Origin of the sequence: Roseivirga sp. 4D4 (assembly GCF_001747095.1) — a bacterium.
Lineage (GTDB): Bacteria > Bacteroidota > Bacteroidia > Cytophagales > Cyclobacteriaceae > Roseivirga.
Genome location: NZ_MDGP01000001.1, coordinates 1,546,049 through 1,567,171 on the forward strand (window position 1 = coordinate 1,546,049; position 21,123 = coordinate 1,567,171).

General features: G+C 41.7%; 21 protein-coding genes. 12 read left to right on the top strand and 9 right to left on the bottom strand.

Going from position 1 to position 21,123, the window contains the following annotated elements; all coding sequences use genetic code 11:
* Position 1: 1 nt before the first annotated feature.
* From BFP97_RS06745 to BFP97_RS06775, 7 genes are all read right to left on the bottom strand, one after another.
* Positions 2-1,708, bottom strand: coding sequence for an OmpA family protein (locus tag BFP97_RS06745; protein ID WP_069841678.1), 1,707 nt, complete (start codon positions 1,706-1,708; stop codon positions 2-4).
* A gap of 170 nt (positions 1,709-1,878) precedes the next feature.
* Positions 1,879-2,781, bottom strand: a complete 903-nt coding sequence (locus BFP97_RS06750; RefSeq protein ID WP_069841679.1) for a histone deacetylase — start codon at positions 2,779-2,781, stop codon at positions 1,879-1,881.
* Positions 2,782-2,823: 42 nt separating this feature from the next.
* Entirely contained in the window at positions 2,824-3,963 is a 1,140-nt protein-coding gene (locus BFP97_RS06755) for a serine hydrolase domain-containing protein (protein ID WP_069841680.1), read from the bottom strand.
* 66 nt (positions 3,964-4,029) lie between these two features.
* Positions 4,030-4,581 (bottom strand): hypothetical protein, encoded by a 552-nt coding sequence (locus BFP97_RS06760; protein WP_069841681.1) that lies wholly within the window; start codon positions 4,579-4,581, stop codon positions 4,030-4,032.
* Between the two features lie 48 nt (positions 4,582-4,629).
* On the bottom strand, positions 4,630-5,151 hold the full coding sequence (locus tag BFP97_RS06765; protein WP_069841682.1) for an acyl-CoA thioesterase: 522 nt from the start codon (positions 5,149-5,151) through the stop codon (positions 4,630-4,632).
* The gene (locus BFP97_RS06770) at positions 5,151-5,663 is read right to left on the bottom strand and encodes a DinB family protein (RefSeq protein WP_069841683.1); all 513 of its coding nucleotides are present in this window, start codon (positions 5,661-5,663) and stop codon (positions 5,151-5,153) included. Before BFP97_RS06770 ends, BFP97_RS06765 begins: the two co-directional genes overlap by 1 nt.
* A 31-nt stretch (positions 5,664-5,694) precedes the next feature.
* Positions 5,695-6,207, bottom strand: coding sequence for a gamma carbonic anhydrase family protein (locus tag BFP97_RS06775; protein ID WP_069841684.1), 513 nt, complete (start codon positions 6,205-6,207; stop codon positions 5,695-5,697).
* Positions 6,208-6,345: 138 nt separating this feature from the next.
* Here BFP97_RS06775 and BFP97_RS06780 point away from each other — a divergent pair, with 138 nt between their 5' ends.
* Both BFP97_RS06780 and BFP97_RS06785 read left to right on the top strand, forming a co-directional pair.
* Positions 6,346-7,089 (top strand): YceI family protein, encoded by a 744-nt coding sequence (locus tag BFP97_RS06780; protein WP_069841685.1) that lies wholly within the window; start codon positions 6,346-6,348, stop codon positions 7,087-7,089.
* Positions 7,090-7,176: 87 nt separating this feature from the next.
* Positions 7,177-8,496 carry an anthranilate synthase component I family protein gene (locus tag BFP97_RS06785; protein WP_069841686.1) on the top strand — a complete coding sequence of 440 codons (1,320 nt, stop codon included), beginning with the start codon at positions 7,177-7,179 and terminating at the stop codon, positions 8,494-8,496.
* Here BFP97_RS06785 and BFP97_RS06790 read toward each other — a convergent pair.
* A complete protein-coding gene (locus BFP97_RS06790; protein ID WP_069841687.1) occupies positions 8,474-9,283 on the bottom strand; it encodes an FKBP-type peptidyl-prolyl cis-trans isomerase in 810 nt (269 codons plus the stop codon). The genes BFP97_RS06785 and BFP97_RS06790 overlap by 23 nt on opposite strands.
* Before the next feature lie 99 nt (positions 9,284-9,382).
* Positions 9,383-10,975, bottom strand: coding sequence for a hypothetical protein (locus tag BFP97_RS06795; RefSeq protein WP_069841688.1), 1,593 nt, complete (start codon positions 10,973-10,975; stop codon positions 9,383-9,385).
* A gap of 176 nt (positions 10,976-11,151) precedes the next feature.
* Here BFP97_RS06795 and miaB point away from each other — a divergent pair, with 176 nt between their 5' ends.
* The 10 genes from miaB (at position 11,152) to BFP97_RS06845 (ending at position 21,120) form a co-directional block, all read left to right on the top strand.
* A complete protein-coding gene (gene miaB / locus BFP97_RS06800) occupies positions 11,152-12,621 on the top strand; it encodes a tRNA (N6-isopentenyl adenosine(37)-C2)-methylthiotransferase MiaB (protein ID WP_069841689.1) in 1,470 nt (489 codons plus the stop codon).
* Between the two features lie 11 nt (positions 12,622-12,632).
* The gene (locus BFP97_RS06805) at positions 12,633-13,901 is read left to right on the top strand and encodes a sigma-54 interaction domain-containing protein (RefSeq protein ID WP_069841690.1); all 1,269 of its coding nucleotides are present in this window, start codon (positions 12,633-12,635) and stop codon (positions 13,899-13,901) included.
* Positions 13,888-14,415, top strand: a complete 528-nt coding sequence (gene lptE, locus BFP97_RS06810; RefSeq protein ID WP_069841691.1) for an LPS assembly lipoprotein LptE — start codon at positions 13,888-13,890, stop codon at positions 14,413-14,415. Before BFP97_RS06805 ends, lptE begins: the two co-directional genes overlap by 14 nt.
* Before the next feature lie 35 nt (positions 14,416-14,450).
* Positions 14,451-15,134 carry a hypothetical protein gene (locus tag BFP97_RS06815; RefSeq protein ID WP_069841692.1) on the top strand — a complete coding sequence of 228 codons (684 nt, stop codon included), beginning with the start codon at positions 14,451-14,453 and terminating at the stop codon, positions 15,132-15,134.
* Positions 15,127-15,483: a preprotein translocase subunit SecG gene (gene secG / locus BFP97_RS06820; protein ID WP_069841693.1), complete on the top strand. Its 357-nt coding sequence runs from the start codon at positions 15,127-15,129 to the stop codon at positions 15,481-15,483. The genes BFP97_RS06815 and secG overlap by 8 nt, the downstream gene beginning before the upstream one ends.
* A gap of 219 nt (positions 15,484-15,702) precedes the next feature.
* A complete protein-coding gene (groES, locus tag BFP97_RS06825) occupies positions 15,703-15,987 on the top strand; it encodes a co-chaperone GroES (protein WP_069841694.1) in 285 nt (94 codons plus the stop codon).
* A gap of 31 nt (positions 15,988-16,018) precedes the next feature.
* On the top strand, positions 16,019-17,656 hold the full coding sequence (gene groL / locus BFP97_RS06830; RefSeq protein ID WP_069841695.1) for a chaperonin GroEL: 1,638 nt from the start codon (positions 16,019-16,021) through the stop codon (positions 17,654-17,656).
* A 90-nt stretch (positions 17,657-17,746) separates the two neighbouring features.
* A complete protein-coding gene (locus BFP97_RS06835) occupies positions 17,747-18,319 on the top strand; it encodes a hypothetical protein (protein ID WP_069841696.1) in 573 nt (190 codons plus the stop codon).
* Between the two features lie 82 nt (positions 18,320-18,401).
* Positions 18,402-19,412: a hypothetical protein gene (locus tag BFP97_RS06840; RefSeq protein ID WP_069841697.1), complete on the top strand. Its 1,011-nt coding sequence runs from the start codon at positions 18,402-18,404 to the stop codon at positions 19,410-19,412.
* Between the two features lie 64 nt (positions 19,413-19,476).
* Positions 19,477-21,120 (top strand): AMP-binding protein, encoded by a 1,644-nt coding sequence (locus BFP97_RS06845; protein ID WP_069841698.1) that lies wholly within the window; start codon positions 19,477-19,479, stop codon positions 21,118-21,120.
* The last annotated feature ends 3 nt before the right edge of the window (positions 21,121-21,123 follow it).

The following is a 21,123-nucleotide window of genomic DNA, read 5'->3' on the forward strand; positions in this document are numbered from 1 at the left end:
TTTACTTGATAATGACAAACTCCACCCTACGATTGATTTCGATACCCTCAGGGCTCTTGTTATCGCTTAAAGGTTTGGTTCCTCCATACCCAACATAATCAATTCTGCTTCCGTCAATTCCCTTTGAAAGCATATAGTCTCTCACTGTTTTGACACGCGCCTCTGACAGCTCTTGCAAGAGTTTTTCATCACCTCGATTGTCTGTATGACCTTCAAGACGTATCGCCATGCCTGGATTGTCCTTCATCAGTTGGATCAATTCATCAATTTGTTTTGTTGCCTCTTCCGGATTTGCAAATGAAGCCCTGGCTCGGTTGAATAGAATATTCTCGATTTCAACTGTAGTACCTACCTCTTCTCTCGTAAGTAGCAATCGTTCAATTCCATCTGCTGCATTCGAGGATGCCTGACCTGCCTTGAACAGCTTTTGATACTTAAGATATCCTCCCAACTCAATAGACACCTTCAAATCTGTGCCTTCTTCTAGGGTAAGCTCAAAACGCTTTGAAGGAGAAGCAATGTCAGCAGTCTTAATAGTCCTTTCTTCACCATTATAGGTCAAGACCACATCGGCATCTATCAAAGCTTCTGTGCGATTGTCCAACACCTCAAAAACCATCAATATCTGCTTCTTAGGTTCTTCAACAGGTATAACCACCTCCTCTTTCACTTCTTCCTTGGGCTTTTCGATTACCTCTTCTTCCTTTTTCTCTTCTGCTCCTACTTCTTCTGACTTCTCTTCTACAACTTTCTCTTCTTCTGCTTGGACCACTGGAACGGTAACTTCTACTTCTTCCGCCTCAGGAATACCATCAGCCATTGAATAAGCGAATATATCTCCAAAGCCTTCGCTGTTTTGAGTAGAGGAGAAATAGGCTACTTCGTCTCCTCCAATAAATGAGAGTCCTTGTTCGGCACCTACTGTATTTAAAGCTTCACCTAAATTTTGTGGTGTAGTCCACTCCATCCATGAACTATCACTCTTTCGTTCAGACATAAAAATATCTCGTCCGCCTGATCCACCATGACCGTTGGAAGTGAAGTACAATGACTTCATATCACTAGAAAGGAAGGGTGCCCATTCCTGAGCATAGGTATTGAGCACATTTCCCATATTCTTAGGCTGACTCCATTCACCATTATCTCCCTTATAAGAGATGTATAGATCCTCATTGCCTTCGGTTTCATAAGATTGAATGGCCATAATAATGACTTTCTCATCCTTAGAGATTGTAGCACTGATGTGCGCAGATTCATTAGAAAAAAACTGAATAGGGAGCTTTTTGGGCACTGCCCATACACCATCCTTCAGGCTGGAGACTGAAATTCCATTCTTGAGTTTACTTATACCTCTTCCTTCAGGGTCAAAGAAATTGAGAAGATACATGCGCTGACCATCAGCACTAAAGCCTACAACACCATTCAGTCCGGGGTGATTGATATCAGCACCCGCATGTACAGGCTGTGACCAGCCATCACCAGTCTTTTGACTATACCAAATATCTCCTTGGTCAAGTACTCCACCAATATTGGCAGGGTGGCCTACTCTTGTAAAGAAGAGGGTTTGCCCATCTGGGCTCAGCATAGGACTATGCTCATCATAAGACGAGTTGATTCCATCGATTCGAATATGGGCTAGTTCTTGTCCTGATAAGGCAAAACAGCCTGAAAAAATCATCGAGATGATTATCGCAACACGCTTATACATGAGTTATGTCGAATTAAAATTATTGAACATCGACATGATTGAGACAATCATATCTGGATAGACCATGCTATCCTGCTCAGCACAAATTAAATAAAATGAAATCAGAAAGGCTAGCTGACCAGAAAGAGTGTCTATTCAAGGCCTTTTTACACCCTACGGCTAAAGGAAAACTAGAAATATATTTCTTGCGCTAGCCTGTAAGTATTAGCGTGTGCTTCGACTATGTGAGCTATTTTTTCAGAGTACCCCCCACCCATGCAAGCCATTACTGGAACCTTATTCCTGTGACAAAGCTCCAGCACCATACGATCTCTTTTCTTACAACCATCTAGGCTCATACCGAGCCTTCCTAGTTTGTCGGTTGCCAGTACATCCACGCCTGATTGAAAACAGATAAAATCGGGTTCGAAGTGATCAAAGACTTCATTTAAATGACGGTCCAGAGTTTTCAGATAGGTTTCATCATCGGTGCCATCAAGCAAGCCAATATCCAAATCGGACTGCTCTTTGTGCATGGGATAATTGGACTTGCCATGCATACTGAAGGTAAAGACCCGATCTTCATTAGCGAAGATTTCGGCAGTACCATTGCCTTGATGCACATCTAAATCCACAACAAGTATCTTGTATGCCAGACCCTTGTCCAAAAGATGGTGAGCCGCAATCGCAATGTCGTTGAGTAAGCAGAAGCCTTCTCCACGATCTGTAAAAGCGTGATGCGTTCCTCCCGCTACATTCATTGCGACACCATTAGTTAAGGCATACTGAGCACATTTCACGCTTCCATCCATGATCAAGATTTCGCGCGCTACCAATTCATTAGACAGTGGAAAACCAGTTCTCCGCTCTTCTTGCCTGGTCAATGTCTGATCTTTGAGTTTTTGCCAGTAGACTGGATCATGCGTGCGGACCACTTCAGTATCTGTTAAAGATTCAGGGGCAAAGAAATTATCTTGATTCACTGTACCCTCATAAAGCAACTGCTCAGGCAACAGGTTGTACTTTTCCATCGGGAAACGATGGTTCTTCGGTAAGGGATGCGCGTAAATTTCGGACCAGGCGATCTTGAGCATTGGGACTTTTAGCGTAAAAGCTAAAACTCAGCAAAGATGTTTTCAATTTCCAATTTCGGCACGAATAATATTAGCCATTTGAGGTAATTGCCTCATAATTCCTCTTCGTGGAGCATCCGATGCATTGATTTGATAGCAGATGGAGAACCCAAGGTCTTCGAAATACATCATATTGGTGATATAACCAGGCATAAATCCACTGTGTCCCATTACCCTGCCATTGGGTGAGTTTCTCATGTGGACCCCCAAACCCCAATCACCACCCATTCCGGTAGCTTCACGTCCATTAAAATACTCTTTGAGCAATGCCTTGTCGAACATTTCTCCCTCGTAGATTTTCTTTGCTAGCACCGCCAAATCTCTGGTGGTAATGACCAAACCTCCTCCGGCCCACTCAAACTGCCAATTGTATCGACTTTGTCCATTTTCATTCAGCGCCTTTCCAGGGAAGAAAGGATCTTCTCCATTATAGCCCTGAGCCAACTTCTCATAGCTCCTACCTGTTTGTCGCACCACATGCTTCAAACCTGCCCTATCCAAAACTCTTGTTTGCACTTCATCATAAAGATCGTTTCCAGTCACGGCCTCTACGGCCATAGCTACGATAATGTAGTTGGTATCGGAATAGGCGAACTGAGTCCCTGCATTAAACAGTGGCTTATCGTCAAAGACATAAGAGAGTAATTCTTCAGGCTTCCAGGTACGATCGACATCGGCCACTACATCCTTTTGGAATGCCTCTTTGAATACATAGCGCGGTATACCACTCTCATGTCTCATCAGGTTTCGGAGTGTGAGTTGATTGGCATTTGGTAATCTTTTAAACCAATCGTTTTGGCCTAAGTACTTTTTTATGGGTTGATCTAAATCCAGCTTACCTTCTTCTACCAATTGCATGACAACAACGGAATAGAATACTTTACCGGTGCTGCCACCAAGCATCTTATGATCAAATTCCATCTCTATTTCATTCTCAAGATCGGCATACCCGGCTGTGAGGGTTATCTCTCTTCCACCGGGTAGTGCTGCTGAAAAGCTTACCCCTGGAACGTTGGAAGCCTCATAAATCTCGGTCAATTTGTCTTTCAGCTTAACAGCTAAATCATTCTTCTCTTGTGATTTAAGGTTCGTCAGGCCGCATGCCAACAAAAAAAACAGTACTGTGATGGTTCTTTGGATCATATCGGAAATTAATAAAAAAGGCCGCTAGTTTAGTAGCGGCCTCTGATGTCATTATTGCGAAATTTCTTACTCTTCGCCATCGTCAAACTGGAAAGAGTAATGCGTCTTGTCTAATTTAAGGGTGTCTTCATTGAATGCTTTGATGAATTTCTCAATAACATCATGAGTGATCGCGTCTACATGAAGTCCCACATCCAAGCCGATACCAAAGTCAGCGTGCTCGTCTAAATCCACATGCTCCTGAACTTTCACCGCTTCCTCTTCTTCTAACTCATCCATTACTTCGGTCAAGTAAAGGCCAATTTCTTCCTCCAAATCATCCAAGGGCTCAATATCTCCATTCTCATCTTCCTCATACGAGATAGACTTATAGTCAGGGAACTTTTGCGCCACCTTGTGCTCTGCTAATTCATGAATCTCACTGCTATGTTGTAACCTAAGGGTATAGATCGCAGCATCATAGATCACTTCTTTGCCTTCATATTTCCCAATAAAGTAGAAATTCATAAAGTCATCAGAGTTGTCCTCAGATTCTATGACTACGTAAGATTGATCTTCACCAATTTCTGATTTTATCTTGGCGATTTCTGCTGGATCGAATCCATCATTGTTTTTCATATGCTATTCTTATAAAGTATTTGGCTGCTGCCGAAAAAATCTTGTATTCTAAACTTCAGTTTGGATAAGTTGTTTGACCTCCTTCACTCGATCATCAAACAAGGTTGGGTCATAATTCACACCCTCAAACTTCATGGCACCAAGATATGCCTTTACTTCATCAGAGTGTACAATCGTTCTACTGGTATTCATACCAACATACTTGAAGGTGGTCCACATCAGTGTTTTTAGGTGGCTTTTATAGTCGTCAAGCATTAAGTACTCTACCACTATTGTATTATCGTCAAACCACACTAATCGCGTGATTATCCTGACCCATTCACCAAGATTAGCCGGTTTTAAGTATGCAATATGGTGGTTATAAACTACCCAAAATGCCTCGTAGGATTTGATCAAATCCATGATTTCCACCCCATATAACTTAGGTACCTGATCTTCTCGGGCATTAAAAAAATAATCTAGATACTTAGCATTATTAAGATGTCTGAGGGGATCACAGTCCTGAAAACGGATAATTACCCTTGACTCAGTTTGTTTAGCGTACTCTCTGTGCGGATCGACAATGAACATTACAAATACTTTTCTTTGATAATCATAATATGATGTGCGTAGTGACCTGCGGTGAGAGCCGCCAATGCACGCACGGTGATTCTCGAGCCACTGGCAATCCCTTCTCTCATCGCCTCCTCCTCCGTCACATCTTGAAGCAATGCAAGTGTCGCTGTGCGGATTGCTTTGAATTCATCAACCAATGAACTCATCGACCTTGTTTCCATACGGCTGTTTTCCTGATAAATGTCCTGATCCATTCCGGGAAGCTCCACATCATGACCTCTAACAATGCTCAGGGCACGATATGAAAACACACGTTCAGCATCGTTTAAATGATTGAAAACCTCTTTGACTGACCACTTCCCTGGGGCATAACGATAATCCATTTTATCATCTGGAATAGTGCTAAAAAAATCTGCAACAGACGTCAATTGACGTTCTAAAACGACATAAAGATCCTCATCGGGAAGCTTACTGACGTAGGGTTCATAAAACGGATTGTACTCTGATGCTTGTGGCTTTTGAATCATGCTTGAATTTATAAAAATCTCGAACTGAAGACTAATCGTCTATCCATGAAGTATACATGATATAGTGCTCCGGAGTTCGGTCAATTACTTGTCTCAGTTTTTCATCAATATCTTTTACTTTTCTGGCGGGAGTTCCGGCATAAAGTGAATTCTCTTCTACAACAGTATTGGCAAGAACAACAGCTCCAGCAGCAATCATAGAACCAGATTTGATCACGGCATTATCCATAACGATGGCTCCCATCCCTATCAGAACACTGTCTTCAACAATACAGCCATGAACAATGGCATTATGACCGACAGATACATTCTTGCCAAAAACGGTTTTTGAATGATTCAAAGTTCCATGTATAACGGCTCCATCCTGAATATTACAGTTCTCTCCCATCTCAATAGAGCATACGTCTCCGCGAATCACAGCATTAAACCAGACGTTACAGTTGTCAGCTAGCGTAACATCACCGATAACCGTGGCATTATCGGCCAACCAACAAGACTTTGAAATCTTGGGTTGAACTCCCTTTACTCCTTTTATTATAGGCATTTATAAAAATATATGTACGTACATTGAACTTTTTAGAATGCTTCAGAGTTTAACTCACAACTCGAAACAATTCACTCCAAATCATGTTAGTGGAATGTCCGATTAAAGAAAAGAAAATAACCCTACAAATTGACAAAAATGAAAAATTTAAAATCTACTCTAGGCCTATTGCTACTTGCAACACTTGTTTGGGCCTGTGGCCCTAAAGGCTCTACAGTTGAAACCTCTGAGGCTAAAGCTGTTGCCACCAATACTGAAGCGACTAGCATTCAAGTGAATACAGCCAACAGTATCGTAACTTGGATTGGCTCAAAGCCGGCTGGTAAGCATAATGGAACAATTGGAATCACTGGTGGCGAGGTACTTGTGAAAGGTGACGCGGTAGTTGGTGGAAACTTTGACATAGATATTAACTCATTAGTCGTTTTAGATATGCCTGCTGATTCTGAGTGGAATGCTAAACTGAGAGGTCATTTGATGTCTGCTGACTTCTTTGAAGCAGAGAACTTCCCGACCGCTAAATTTGAAATCACTGGTGCGGAAGCTTTCAATGCTGGTAGTTTAGTGGCTGACCTTGATGAGCCTCAGACTGATTATACACCTGCATCACTTGCTGATGTAATGGTTGAAAACCCAACCCACATCATTTCAGGTAACTTAACGATGAGAGGCACAACTAAGAACATCTCATTTCCTGCATCCGTTTCTTTAGAAAATGGTGTTATCAAAGCAATAGCCAACTTTAACATCGACAGAACAGAATGGGGCTTGAAATTCAAAGAGAGAGCTTCATTGGCTGAAAAGCTTAAGGACGATTTTATTTACAATACAGTGAATGTTGGCTTTGAATTAGAGGCTGGTACTCAAAAAGGAACTGAATAAGTTTTCTTAAAAAAGACATGAGCCCTGGGTATCGATGCCTGGGGCTTTTTTATGCCCTAGGCTTTATGCATTTTTGCACCCTTCGATATGACAATTGTTGATTTTCCATACTTAGGCATAAGCCGAGATGAGTTTATACTTAAAGCATTAAACTGGGCCAATGAGCATAGCCATTTTGCTTACTTCAACAATAATCAAGTCAATTATCCGCATGAGGGTTTTCACCATGTGCTTGCCATCGGTGCCCATAGTAAATTGGCTTCTACGGAAGGGAGCATCTTCAATGACCTAAGGACCTTTCTCGAAGGCATCACTACAAGTGATACCTCTAATGACTGGCTGGTAGGCTACCTGGGATATGACTTAAAAAACGAGATTGAAAAACTGACCAGCACCAATGTGGATCGCCTCGGTTTCCCTCAAACCCAGTTCTTTAATCCAACCCACCTACTCCATTTTCGGGGTAATCACTTAGAGATCGAGAGTAAGCAGGAAGGGATTTTAGAGACTATATTAGATATTCAAGTCACCCTTATTGAAAGTGAACTAACCGAACCGAAGCCATCCGTAAGCAAGGATCAGTACCTTTCAAATGTCGATCGATTAAGGCAACACATCGAAGAAGGTGATTGCTATGAGGTAAACTACTGCCAAGAGTTTCATGGTGATGTTCATCGCCTGAATCCAATCGGATTATATCATAGTCTAAACGCAATTTCTCCCAACCCCTTTTCTTGTTTGCAAAAGTTTGGTGAGCATTATATCATCTCTGCTTCACCAGAACGATTTATGAAAAAGGAAGGGCAGACCATCATATCACAACCTATTAAAGGCACTCGGCCGCGTAGTAATAATTCGAATGAAGACATCAGACTCAAAACCGACCTAAGAAACGATCCTAAAGAACAGGCTGAGAATATGATGATTGTCGATCTGGTTAGAAATGACTTAGCCAGAACAGCAAAGACGGGTTCGGTTAAGGTCGAAGAGATTTTTGGTATTTACTCCTTCCCACAAGTGCACCAGATGATTTCCACAATCACCTCCGAAATCAGAGACGACATTGATGCTGTAGAAGTAATTGAAAAGGCCTTCCCGATGGGTAGCATGACAGGCGCTCCAAAGGTGAAGGTTATGGAACTGATTGAAAAGTACGAAAACACCAAACGAGGCCCATTCTCTGGAGCCGCTGGTTACTTTGACGGCAGTGAATCATTTGACTTTAACGTTCTGATCCGAAGCCTCTTCATCAATCAAGAAACTGGTAAGTATGCCTTCCAGGTTGGTGGAGCCATTACTTATGACTCCATTCCTGAAAAAGAGTATGAAGAGTGCTTAGTCAAAGCCAAGGCAATCTTTGCACTGATTGAAAAACAGCGCGTACCTAGTTCCCCTGTAGGCGTATGATATAAGACCTCAAGGCGTCTGCATTTGTGGTGTCTGAGGCAGTAGCTAAGCCCGTATTTAGAGTGGATATTGCTTCTTCTTTTTGTCCCAGTCTCTCTTGTGCCTGCGCTTTTGAAAAGAATCCTCCCAAATCAGCGGTTTCCGTAAGTTTAAAATCCCAGAGTGCCACGGCATCTTCAAATTTCTCATCCCGCATCATTCTTCGGTGCAGGTTATACCATTCTGCAATTTCGTATCTGTAGGTAGCAGTATCCAAGTCAAGACCTTGGTAGTGGCTTACCATTTCTTCTATGCCACCTTCTTCATAAACAGGGTAAAGTACATCAGCTAAGAAAATCTTCGGTTCACCTACCTTCACCATATTCAAATCAAAAAACAAGGTAGCATTTGGGGGAATATCATCTCCCGCACCGCGGGTTCCATATCCCAGTTCTGGGGGTATTATTGCCAGAATCCGGTCTCCTTCCCTACCATACATTACCACCTCATCAAAGCCTTTGATCAGTGAGGTACGCTTTGCATCAAATTCGAAAATTTGTTCCCCCTCATTGTAGGTAGACCACACCGTATCACCGGCAACCATCAAATTAATATGGGTAGATACACGACTTAGCGAATCGATCTTTGGCCCATCGCCTCTCTCTAAATAGAGGTACTTGACACCACTGGCCAAGAAAACAGTGTCTTGGTTTGATTCTGAAGCGCTTTCCCCACCACAGCTATTTAAAAGTACTGTGGTAGCAAGAAATGGAAGGATAAGGCAAAAAGTAAGTGTCTTCTTTGACATAGGTTAAGGTTTGCCCCAAATGTACTAAAGAATATTTTTGACCATAAAAAAGGGTAAGCATCATAAAATGCTTACCCTTAGAAAAGCCTGCTTGATACACTAATACTTCAGCGGAGATCTATTTAAGGTAACCTTCCATACTTTGTTGGAAGCTCTTGATTTACCCGGGCCAAAAGTACCAGGTATTGAATTAAATGCCTCAATACCCCCGTAGATATACCCAATATCTATACTGTTAGACTCACCAAATGTCGCATCTGCATCGACAACTTCTGTCACATCATTGCCCGCCTTTTTGAAAACAATGTTTGTTTGAGAATTAAAGATAAAAGTTGATTCGGCTCCATAGAAGCTACTGGTGTTACCAAATATATTGGTATTGCCAACTTTCGGTGTACTTGTACCTGTATTCAAATCATAAGTAATGTGCATCAAGCTGTCGGTAAAACCAGAAAGCAAAGACCTGTCACTCTGATAAGTGCCATTACCAATTCCGCCAAATAGGAACGTCTGCACCGTCTCAGTCCCTGCATCAAAAATCTCAAAATCGGCACATGCATAAACGTTCAAATTATTTTGATTGTAGGCCTCATCTAAGGTATAGTACGGACTCGCTTGTGAAGCGCTATTCACTTTGACTCCAGGATGCACATAAATGGCACTGTTCCAGGCATCATTAATCTCTTGACCATCCTTCTTGTAACTTGGTTTAAAAACACCGCCATAGAACGTCAAACCTTCCGTTAGGTTTTTATTTTGATCATAAAACAAACCTGAAACTACAGGACCGTCTCGTCTCCTAAATTTTGAGGTAGCATCGGCAGTAACAGTATTAAGCTTAGTTGGGGCGATATCCGAAATTGGGGTCCCAACACTGATATCAAGCGAAAAAGAATCTTTCTTCACCATAGTGAACGGATAGACGGCATCCAAATACTTCTGGCCTTGAAACGCTGAATTAGTTACAGAACTGCCAAAATTATGGCCTCCGGCTACATAGAATGTATCATCAATTTTAAACATTTCAGCTCCGGTACTTATTAATTCATCATTACTTCCAAAAGCAAACAGGTCCTCCCAGTCGATTTTGTCAAGGTTCTTACCCGTGACCAGCTTAATTAACCCTGAAATATTGATTTTGGCAACATGGCCAAAGGTCTGGTAAGCACTACTGTTTTGTGTAGAAGCAAGTGGAGTTCCGTACCCTCCTACTAAATATAGATAGCCGCCCTCTTGCATCACCAAAGGATTTGTATTTCGAAAAACGGTAGCGAACGTATTTAACTGAGTCACAAGCCCTGTGTGCTTCGACAAATTAGTTTTAACGGCACCGACAAGGTCTTGAAAAGGCATTCCGGAAAGCTGATCAGTTGCAGTGTTATATACCAGGATATTCTCATTAAAAGACCATGGCACAAACGAGGTTGTTGCATAGTTCCCATTCATGTCGTGGAGACCTCCGTCATCAAGGTCTTGATTGGTACGACCGGCAAATAAAAGCCAAGTCTCACCATCAACACCATGTGCGAAAGACTGTAAAGCCGGTGCCTGGTCTAGATTATCCATCAGACTTACGGATACTTCATAAAAATATTCGGTAGGATAAGCCTCCTCTTTGGCAGGCTTATTACACGAAGAGATCGTGAAAATCAGAGTACAAAAAAAGATTAAGTGTAAGGTTAGTTTTTTCATAACATGTGTATTTGGTCTTAAGCAATATAAATAAGGGAACTACTCTAAGGCAAAATGAAATTTAAAAATAGCTGTAACCAGCTAGTCCGTCCGAAACCGCAAAGTAAGACTGCCAATCTGTCACCTTTTGGAGTAAAAGCATTATATTTGCCGCTCGAAATTGAGCAGAAAGATTGATGGAGAAGATCATTCAAGATATAGACATTCTAGATAGAAATAGCCAGGAGGCGATGGACACTGTAAAAACTTCTAAGGAGGAAAATACAGGTCAAAAGAAGAAGCTTTATATAGAAAGCTATGGTTGCCAGATGAACTTCGCTGATAGTGAAGTGGTGACTTCCATTATGAAAGACAATGGTTATGACACCACGTCAGACTTTGAAAGTGCTGATGTTGTGTTTCTTAACACATGCTCAATTAGAGAAAAGGCAGAACAAACTGTAAGAAAGAGACTTAGCCAATTCAACAAAGTCAAGAAGGCAAAGCCTGAAATGACAATTGGTGTATTGGGTTGTATGGCAGAACGACTTAAGGACAAATTGCTCGAAGAAGAAAAGATTGTCGATGTAGTTGTTGGTCCAGATGCCTATAGAGACTTGCCTAAACTGGTGGAGACAGCTGAAGATGGATTGAAGGCCGTTAATACCTTCCTGTCAAGGGAAGAAACCTATGCTGATATCTCTCCTGTAAGGCTCAATTCTAATGGCGTAACCGCATTTGTATCCATTATGCGCGGTTGTGATAACATGTGTTCATTCTGCGTGGTCCCTTTTACTCGAGGAAGAGAACGAAGCAGAGATCCACATTCTATTGTAAAAGAAGCGCAGGACCTTTTTGATCAAGGGTACAAGGAAGTCACACTACTCGGACAGAATGTTGACTCTTACAAATGGTCAGAGGATGAGAATAATAAAGCATGGTTAGAGAAGAAGGAAAAACAGGGCGAGGAAGTGCAGGTCGTGAACTTCGCCAACTTGTTGGAAATGGTGGCAAAGGTCTCTCCTGAGCTTCGCGTTAGATTCTCTACATCTCACCCCAAGGACATTACGGACGAGGTGCTCCATACCATGAAGCGCTACGAAAACATTTGCAAATACATTCATTTACCGGCCCAGAGTGGTAATTCTCGCGTGCTTGATTTAATGAACAGAACCTATACCCGTGAGTGGTATATCAATCGCGTGGATGCCATTAGAGAAATCCTAGGAGAAGAATGTGGTATTTCGTCCGATATGATCGCGGGTTTTTGTACCGAAACAGAGGAAGAGCACCAAGACACTTTGACCCTCATGGATTATGTACAATACGACTTCTCTTATATGTTCTTCTATTCTGAAAGACCAGGCACGCTAGCAGCGAAGAAATTCGAAGACGACATTCCTCTGGATGTTAAAAAGAAACGCCTTCAGGAAATCATTGCCAAACAACAGGCTATTTCTTTAAAGAGAAATAAAATGGATGTAGGACAAGTACAGAAAGTCTTAATCGAAGGAAGATCCAAAAGGTCTGACCAACAGCTTCAAGGTCGAAATTCTGCCAACAAGGTCGTTATTTTTTCAAGGGAGAAGTACCAAAAAGGTCAGTATGTCAATGTCCTCATTGAGGATTGTACAGCAGCTACCCTATTTGGTAAGGTCGTTTCATAAACCCAAAAGATTTGAACAACAAAGAGTTACTAAGTATAAAACAACGCTTCGGCATTATCGGTAATAGCCCTAAGCTTAACCATGCCATTCAGGTAGCTGCACAGGTGGCCCCTACCGATATGACGGTACTCATTACTGGCGAGAGTGGTAGTGGTAAGGAATCCTTTTCTAAAATCATCCACCAGCTCAGTCCGCGTAAGCACGGCAAATTCATTGCGATCAACTGCGGTGCGATTCCTGAAGGAACGATTGACTCAGAACTCTTCGGGCATGAAAAAGGCTCTTTTACGGGTGCCTACGAGGCCCGAAAAGGATATTTTGAAGGCACTAATGGAGGAACAATTTTCCTTGATGAAATTGGAGAAATGCCGCTCCAAACGCAAGCCAGGTTATTGCGTGTGCTAGAAAACGGAGAATTCATCAAGGTGGGTTCATCGAAAGTTCAGAAAACTGATGTTCGCGTTGTAGCGGCTACTAATGTTAACCTTATTCAAGCCGTAGAAAAAGGAAAGTTTAGAGAAGACCTCTATTATCGATTGAGTACAGTTCCAATTTTTGTTCCTCCTTTGAGAGAAAGAGGTTACGATGCAGATCTACTTTTCAGAAAGTTTGCCTCAGATTTCGCAGAAAAATATCGTGTGGATAGCATCAAACTCAATGATGAAGCCAAAGAAGTATTGATCAGGTATCGTTTCCCAGGGAATATCCGACAGTTGAAAAACTTGGTTGAGCAGATTTCGGCACTAGAAATGGAACGGGACATTACTGCTGAAACCCTACTCAAATACATCCCTCAGAACAACAGTAACCTACCTGCTATTTACAAGGGTGGTGATGATTCTGGTGCTGATAGCCTGAATGAACGAGACTTACTGTACAAGGTCCTTTTTGATATGAAAAAGGACATGAACGACCTAAAGAAGCTCGTCAATGGCATGATCGAAACGGGTTCATTTGACAAGCAAGTGATTAGTGACAACCCTAACCTTTTTCAAAATCTTGATGAGAAGCCCAACCTGTCGGAGGCATCAGAACCAAAAGATTTTTCAGAACCGATCTACCTTCAACCCACTGTGGAAGAACCAAGCCCTTATGGTTATGATAGCGTACATGATATCACACACGAAGAAGACGAATCACTTTCTATAGAAGAGAAAGAAAAGGAATTAATCATTAAGGCACTTCGAAAAAATAATAACAAAAGGAAATACGCGGCACAAGATTTGGGGATATCGGAACGTACACTCTATAGAAAGATCAAGCAGTATGAAATCGATTAAGCTTCCCCTTCTACTCTCTTTGTTCGTTCTGGTCACTTCATGTGGTATTTATTCCTTTGATGGCGCCTCAATCGACTATGACCAAACCAAGACTATTTCCATCGCTAACTTCATTAATGAATCAGGTGGTGGACCTCCAAATATGGCGAACACCTTTACTGAAGGGCTAAAAGACTACTTTCAGCGAAGGACCAAATTAGAATTGGTACAAAGACAAGGCGATCTACAGTTTGAAGGTGCCATTGCCAATTACACTGTAAGGCCTCAAGCGATTAGTTCATCAGGAAGTAACACGCAGGCTGATGGTACAGGCCTAATGCGATTGACCATTTCTGTTCAATTGGTTTTTACCAACACCAAAAAAGAAGAGGAAAATCTTCAACAGTCTTTTTCCTTCTATTCAGATTACGATCCCGCTACGACTACTTTGAATGCTGTAGAGGATGACTTGGTAGAAGAAATTTTTGAGCAGTTATATTTTGATATTTTTCAGGCCTCTGTTGCCCAGTGGTAATATTCATTCTAATTTAGTCGCCCTAATACGAAAAAGTGGATCGCGAACGATTTAATACCTTACTGTCTGACCCTTCTCTAGTCACTAATGCTGACATTAAGGCCTTAAATGATTACCGAAAAAAGTACCCCTACTTTCAGAGTCTCTATGTAGTAGTCGCCAAGGCCTTGAAAGAGCGTGATCACCCGAAGACAGAAGCTTTCATAAAAAAGACAGCAGCTTATTCAACCAACCCTGATTATCTCCAACAGATTATCGATGGTGATTTCAAGTTTCCTGAGAAGGAAGATAATCCAGGTACTCCTAGTGAAAAAAAGCCAGTTTCTGAAGAGACTGTTGCTGAAATAAAGGCTACCAAAGATCGCATAGAGGCGCTTTTGGCGAGTACCGAAAGTACAGCGGAAGTTGATAGCACAAAAAAAAGTAAGCCTACTGCAAGCCAAGTCGAGATCATAGAAAAGTTCATTAAAGATCAACCTTCCATTGAAAGACAGAAGATTTCGCAAAGTGAACTACCTAGTCATCAGGAAGATTTGGCAAGCAAAGCCTTAAAGGGTGTAGAGGCGTTTGAAACGGAAACGCTCGCGCAATTAATGATGATGCAAGGCAAGCATAAAAAGGCCATTAATATTTATAAAAAGCTCAGTTTGAAGTTTCCTGAAAAAAGCACTTACTTTGCAGGCCGAATTGAGGAAGTAAAGTCCAAAAAGAATGTTTAAGTTATTTATTATACTAGCGATCATCATAGCAATCTTGTTGATTTTGATCGTTTTGATGCAGAATTCAAAAGGTGGTGGTTTGTCAAGCCAATTTGGCGGAGGCGGAGCCCAGCAGATCATAGGTGTTAAAAAGACTACCGATTTGTTAGAGAAAGCCACTTGGGTATTCATCATTGCACTGGTTGTTTTCAGCCTTGCATCAAGTCTTACCTTGAGTGACGGTACTCAGCAGCTGACAAACCCTAACATTGATGCCGCACAACAATCACTGCCAAGTACTAGTGTTCCAGCTGTAGCTGATACGACTAGTGGATTGCAGCCTGTTACGCCAGATACTACTGGTCAGTAATCGCAAAAAAAACTTTATTAAGAGAGCCCCGAAAACAGGGGCTTTTTTTATACCCTTTACTTTTGTCAGCTCTAGCGATAGCATGACAGTAATTCTGACAGTCCATACTGACAAGAATTGACCAATAAACTGACAAAAGTTCTTAAAAACGAATTGGCACATTAAGTGCAATAGGCCGATCCGTATTGTGAAACAAAAACCTTAAAACAATAAGTAAAAATGTCTAAAGTAAACATTACTCCACTTGCAGACAGAGTTCTTGTAGAACCAGCTGCTGCAGAAGAAAAAACTGCTTCAGGTATCATCATTCCTGATACTGCTAAAGAGAAACCACAAAGAGGAACTATTGTAGCTGCAGGAAGTGGTAAAAAAGACGAGCCGATGACGGTGAAAGTTGGTGACACTGTATTGTATGGTAAATATGCCGGAACTGAGCTTTCAGTTGAAGGAAATGACTACTTGATCATGAAGGAGTCTGACTTATTCGCAATCATCAATTCTTAATCTTAAACTGAAAATCTAAACCAATAAAGAAATGGCTAAAGAATTATTCTTTAACAATGACGCCAGAGATCAACTGAAAAAAGGCGTTGATACATTAGCTGATGCTGTAAAAGTAACCCTTGGTCCTAAGGGTAGAAATGTCATCATTGACAAAAAGTTCGGTGCCCCTACCGTGACTAAAGATGGTGTTTCTGTAGCAAAAGAAATTGAGCTTACTGAGCCAATCGAAAACATGGGTGCTCAACTGGTGAAAGAAGTAGCTTCTAAAACTGCTGATGATGCGGGTGATGGTACTACTACTGCTACCGTTTTGGCACAAGCCATCTACGGTGCTGGTATCAAAAACGTAGCTGCAGGTGCTAACCCAATGGATCTTAAAAGAGGTATTGACAAAGCTGTATCTGCTGTTGTAGCTGACCTTAAAGGACAGTCTAAGCCAATCAAGGACTCTAAAGAAATAGAGCAAGTGGGTACTATCTCTGCTAACAATGACGCTGAAATCGGTAAAATGATTGCTGACGCCATGGATAAAGTGGGTAAAGATGGTGTAATCACTGTTGAAGAAGCTAGAGGTACTGAAACCGAAGTAAAAACTGTAGAAGGTATGCAGTTCGACAGAGGTTACCTTTCTCCATACTTTGTGACTAACACAGAGAAAATGGAAGTTGAAATGGAGAACCCATACATCTTAATCTATGACAAGAAGATTTCTTCAATGAAAGAATTACTTCCTGTATTAGAGCCAGTAGCGCAAAGCGGAAAAGGTCTTGTGATCATTGCTGAAGATGTTGATGGCGAAGCACTTGCTACTTTGGTAGTAAACAAAATCAGAGGTTCATTGAAAATTGCTGCTGTTAAAGCCCCAGGTTTCGGTGACAGAAGAAAAGCTATGTTGGAAGACATCGCGGTATTGACTGGCGGAACTGTTATCTCTGAAGAAAGAGGTTACAAGCTAGAAAATGCTACGATTGAGTACTTAGGTACAGCTGAAAAAGTAAACATCGATAAGGACAACACAACTGTTGTTAACGGTGCTGGCGATTCTGCTAACATCGAAGCAAGAGTTAAGGAAATCCAAACTCAAATTGAAAACACTACTTCTGACTACGACAAAGAAAAGCTTCAAGAGCGTTTAGCTAAGCTTTCTGGCGGTGTAGCTATCCTTTACATTGGTGCTGCTACTGAAGTAGAAATGAAAGAGAAGAAAGACAGAGTTGACGATGCACTACATGCAACCAGAGCTGCGGTTCAAGAAGGTGTAGTTGCTGGTGGTGGTGTTGCTTTGATCAGAGCTTCATCTGCACTTGATAAAGTAGAAGTAGCAAACGAAGACGAAGCAACTGGTGTAAACATCATTAGAATTGCTGTTGAAGCTCCTCTTAGAACAATTGTTGCCAACGCTGGTGGAGAAGGTTCTGTGGTTGTAAACGAAGTAAAAGGTGGTAAAGCTGATTACGGTTACAACGCAAGAGAAGACAAGTACGAAAACATGATCGCTGCGGGTGTAATTGACCCAACTAAGGTGACACGTTTGGCACTTGAGAACGCTGCTTCTATCTCAGCCCTATTACTCACTACAGAGTGCGTAATTGCTGAAGAGAAAGAAGAAGGTGGTGCAGGAATGCCAATGCCTCCAATGGGTGGCGGTGGAATGCCAGGCATGATGTAATCACATCTCACAATAGATTTATCAAAAGCCCACCCTATATCGGGTGGGCTTTTTTAATGCCCAATCATTCAATAGACAACCCTCTTCCCTATGAAAAGAATATGCCTAGTGATTAGTTGTATTGCTTTGACACTACTCTCTTGCAACTCAAGGGTTCAACAGTCAAATGAAAAAGACTTAATTAAGGCTTACTACGCATCGCTTAATAATTTTCAATTGCAAGTCGTCTCAGACTACTTCTACGATAGCGTCAGAATGAAAGAGAACGACTATCGTTATATAGCCTCAAAAGACAGCTTCTATCTAAAACTCCAATGGGATTCCGTATTTCGACCAAAGTATAAGGTCATAGCAATAGAAGAAGCAAGCGATGATATTATGGTAGAAGTATCTAAGTCCGATCCTCGAATTCTGTTCCTCAATGAAGAACCTACTATCTACCGTGATCGGTTTAGCTTTAAAAATGGTAAAATTCATAGTATTGAAACCGTAGAATTTATCCTGTTCAATTGGGATCTATGGGACGAAAACAGATCAAAAATAGTAAACTACATAAAGGACAATCAGCCTGAATTGGATGGGTTTCTCTATGACCAAACCAAACAAGGAGGCATCAATTACTTAAAGGCCATAAACCTCTATAAAGCGGCACATCAAGATTAAGTTATTGTTAACTGTATACTTAATACCTTGATTTTAGGTTAAGTAAGATATATTGCAACAATGTTGCATTCAATTTTTCAATATGAAGCACCCGAAACAACTATTAATCTTTATTGCTCTGGTCCTCTCCTGCTCTTCTTGTGCAACCCTGTTTAATAAATCACATCAGGTCGTAACAGTCAGGTCGACAAAGGCCGTAAATTATATCTACCAAGGTGATACAACGGAGACTCCTAAAACGGACTTTCAAATAGTCGTCAAAAAAGAAAAACGCCCACTTGATATAGTGATTTTCAATGATTCAACCTCGCGCGCACTTGGTATTGGGTCAAAAAAGAATTGGACCTACGGGCTCAATCTATTCTCCCCCTATTTCGGTGGTTTCTTGGTAGATGAAATCAGCGGTAAAAAGTTCAGTTATCCCAAGCGAGTTTTCGTGGATATGGATGAGTCAAGCGTCAGTTACCTTCCCTATTTTCCAATGCCGAAAACACGCATAGCACTAAAAAATCGCATTTCCATTACACCTACTTCGGTTAGTGGAACATACCATCCGGGAATAGAAGTTGGTTATCAAAGGCTCATTGGTCATCGCTTTGCGATACAAACAAACCTGCGATACTTACTAGCTGCCAACACCAACTATTCAAGGAATGCCGATGGCTTCAGGATAGAACTCAACCCCAAATACTATTTGAGAAACCAAGAGCGTTCCCGAATCTATACTTCGTTGAGTTTTCAATATCTCAAAAAGGATCATGAGGCAGAGTATACCTTTTTGATTCCTGAGAATTTTGATGATGATAACTTCGAGAATGACCAAGTCTTACAGTTACTACCTGTAGAAAAAAGGTTTATCTCCTTCACGCCAAGAATCGGTGTAGAGCATTATTTCTCAGACAGACTTGTCATCGATGCATTCTTCGGAGTTGGCTTACGATACCGTAGAACGAACGTGATTGGAGCCAACCCAGACTATGTATTCAGTGACGGTAATTGGGAATGGTTTGATGTAGAATATGACTCAAATAGGCCCAGTAACAGAATATCGGCCAACCTCGATCTCAACTTCAGAATCGGTTGGGTTTTCTAAGGCATTCTTTACAGGTGTCCGCAGTTTTTCGCTATATTTCTGTTAGCCAAACTCTGACTCATCTATGGAAAGATTCAATACTCCATTGGAGGCCTTTGCCCATTGGGTAAATACCACGCCTCAAAAAACCTTCTTAAGACAACCCATCAATCGGGTTTTTAAGGAATATACTTATGAACAAGCCGATCAGGAAATCCGGAAGATTGCCTCCGCATTAGAGCGAATGGGACTCCAGCAAGGTAGCCACGTGGCCCTTCTTTCCAAAAATTGTGCACACTGGATCATGGCGGACTTGGCCATTATGATGGCCGGATGTATCTCCATCCCAATCTACCCCACACTTGGTGCTGATTCTATCAACGAAATCCTTATCCATAGCGGGTCTAAGGCAATCTTTGTAGGTAAGCTCGATGATTACAGCCAACAGAAATCAGGCATCCCAGATATCCCGATTATTGGTGTCGAAATGTATGGTGTGAATGAGCAACATGGTTGGGATCAACTGATCAATTCACATGAGGCTTTGGAAGGTTTGACTGCCCAAAATCCAGAAGAGTTGATGACCATCATGTATACCTCCGGGACCACCGGAAATCCTAAGGGTGTTATGCATACTGTTGGCTCTTTTAACACCTTAATTAATACCGCGGTAGAAGCGATCAAAATGCCAAGCCAACCGCGTTACTTCTCTTACTTGCCCATGACACATATTGCTGAAAGAGCCGGAATAGAGCTGTCTGCTATATATCGGGGTGCCGAAGTCAGTTTCCCAGAATCGCTTGATACATTTGGAGAAGATCTAGCTTCCGTACAACCTGAAACCTTCTTTGGAGTACCCAGAATTTGGCAGAAGTTTCAGGAGAAACTGCTTGAAAAAATGCCTCAGAAGAAGTTGGATCGATTGACCGGCTTACCAATCCTGGGAAATATCATCAAAAAGAAAATCAGGCAAAAACTAGGGCTCAATGCTTCAGTAGCTAACTTCTCAGGCGCTGCGCCTATTGCTAAAAGTTTGCAGGAGTGGTATAGAAAACTCGGTATTGAAATCAATCAGGCCTATGGGATGACGGAAGATTGTATACTCTCCCACTTTAACCTGCCTGGTGCTAATAAATTTGGAACTGTCGGCCGACCACTGCCAGGGGTAACTTCAAAACTCTCGGAAGAAGGAGAAATACTGATCAAGAATGACTGTTTGATGAAAGGTTACTATAAGGAACCCGAAAAAACAGCGGAGATGTTCACGGAAGATGGTTTTCTAAAGACCGGAGACATCGGAGAGTTTGATCATGATGGATTCTTGTCCATTACAGGCCGTGTAAAAGACCAATTCAAGACTGATAAGGGTAAGTATATTAGTCCAGCTCCTATTGAACTGGAGCTACTAAAGAACGGTGACATCGATCAAGTCTGTGTGGTTGGTACGGGAATTCCTCAACCTATCGCCCTTATTGTCGTCTCTGAGTTGGGCAAGCCAAAAAGCAAAGCTGAACTGGAAGCATCCCTTCAAAACACAATTAATGAACTTAATCCTAAGCTTGAGAAGTTTGAGAAAATCGCAAAAGCCATCATCATGAAAGAGGATTGGTCAGTTGACAATGGACTATTGACACCTACACTAAAGGTAAAACGTAATCGTGTGGAAGCCATTCATATGGAAATGTATGCACAGTGGTTTGAATTATCAGACAAGGTGGTATATGAGTAGAGT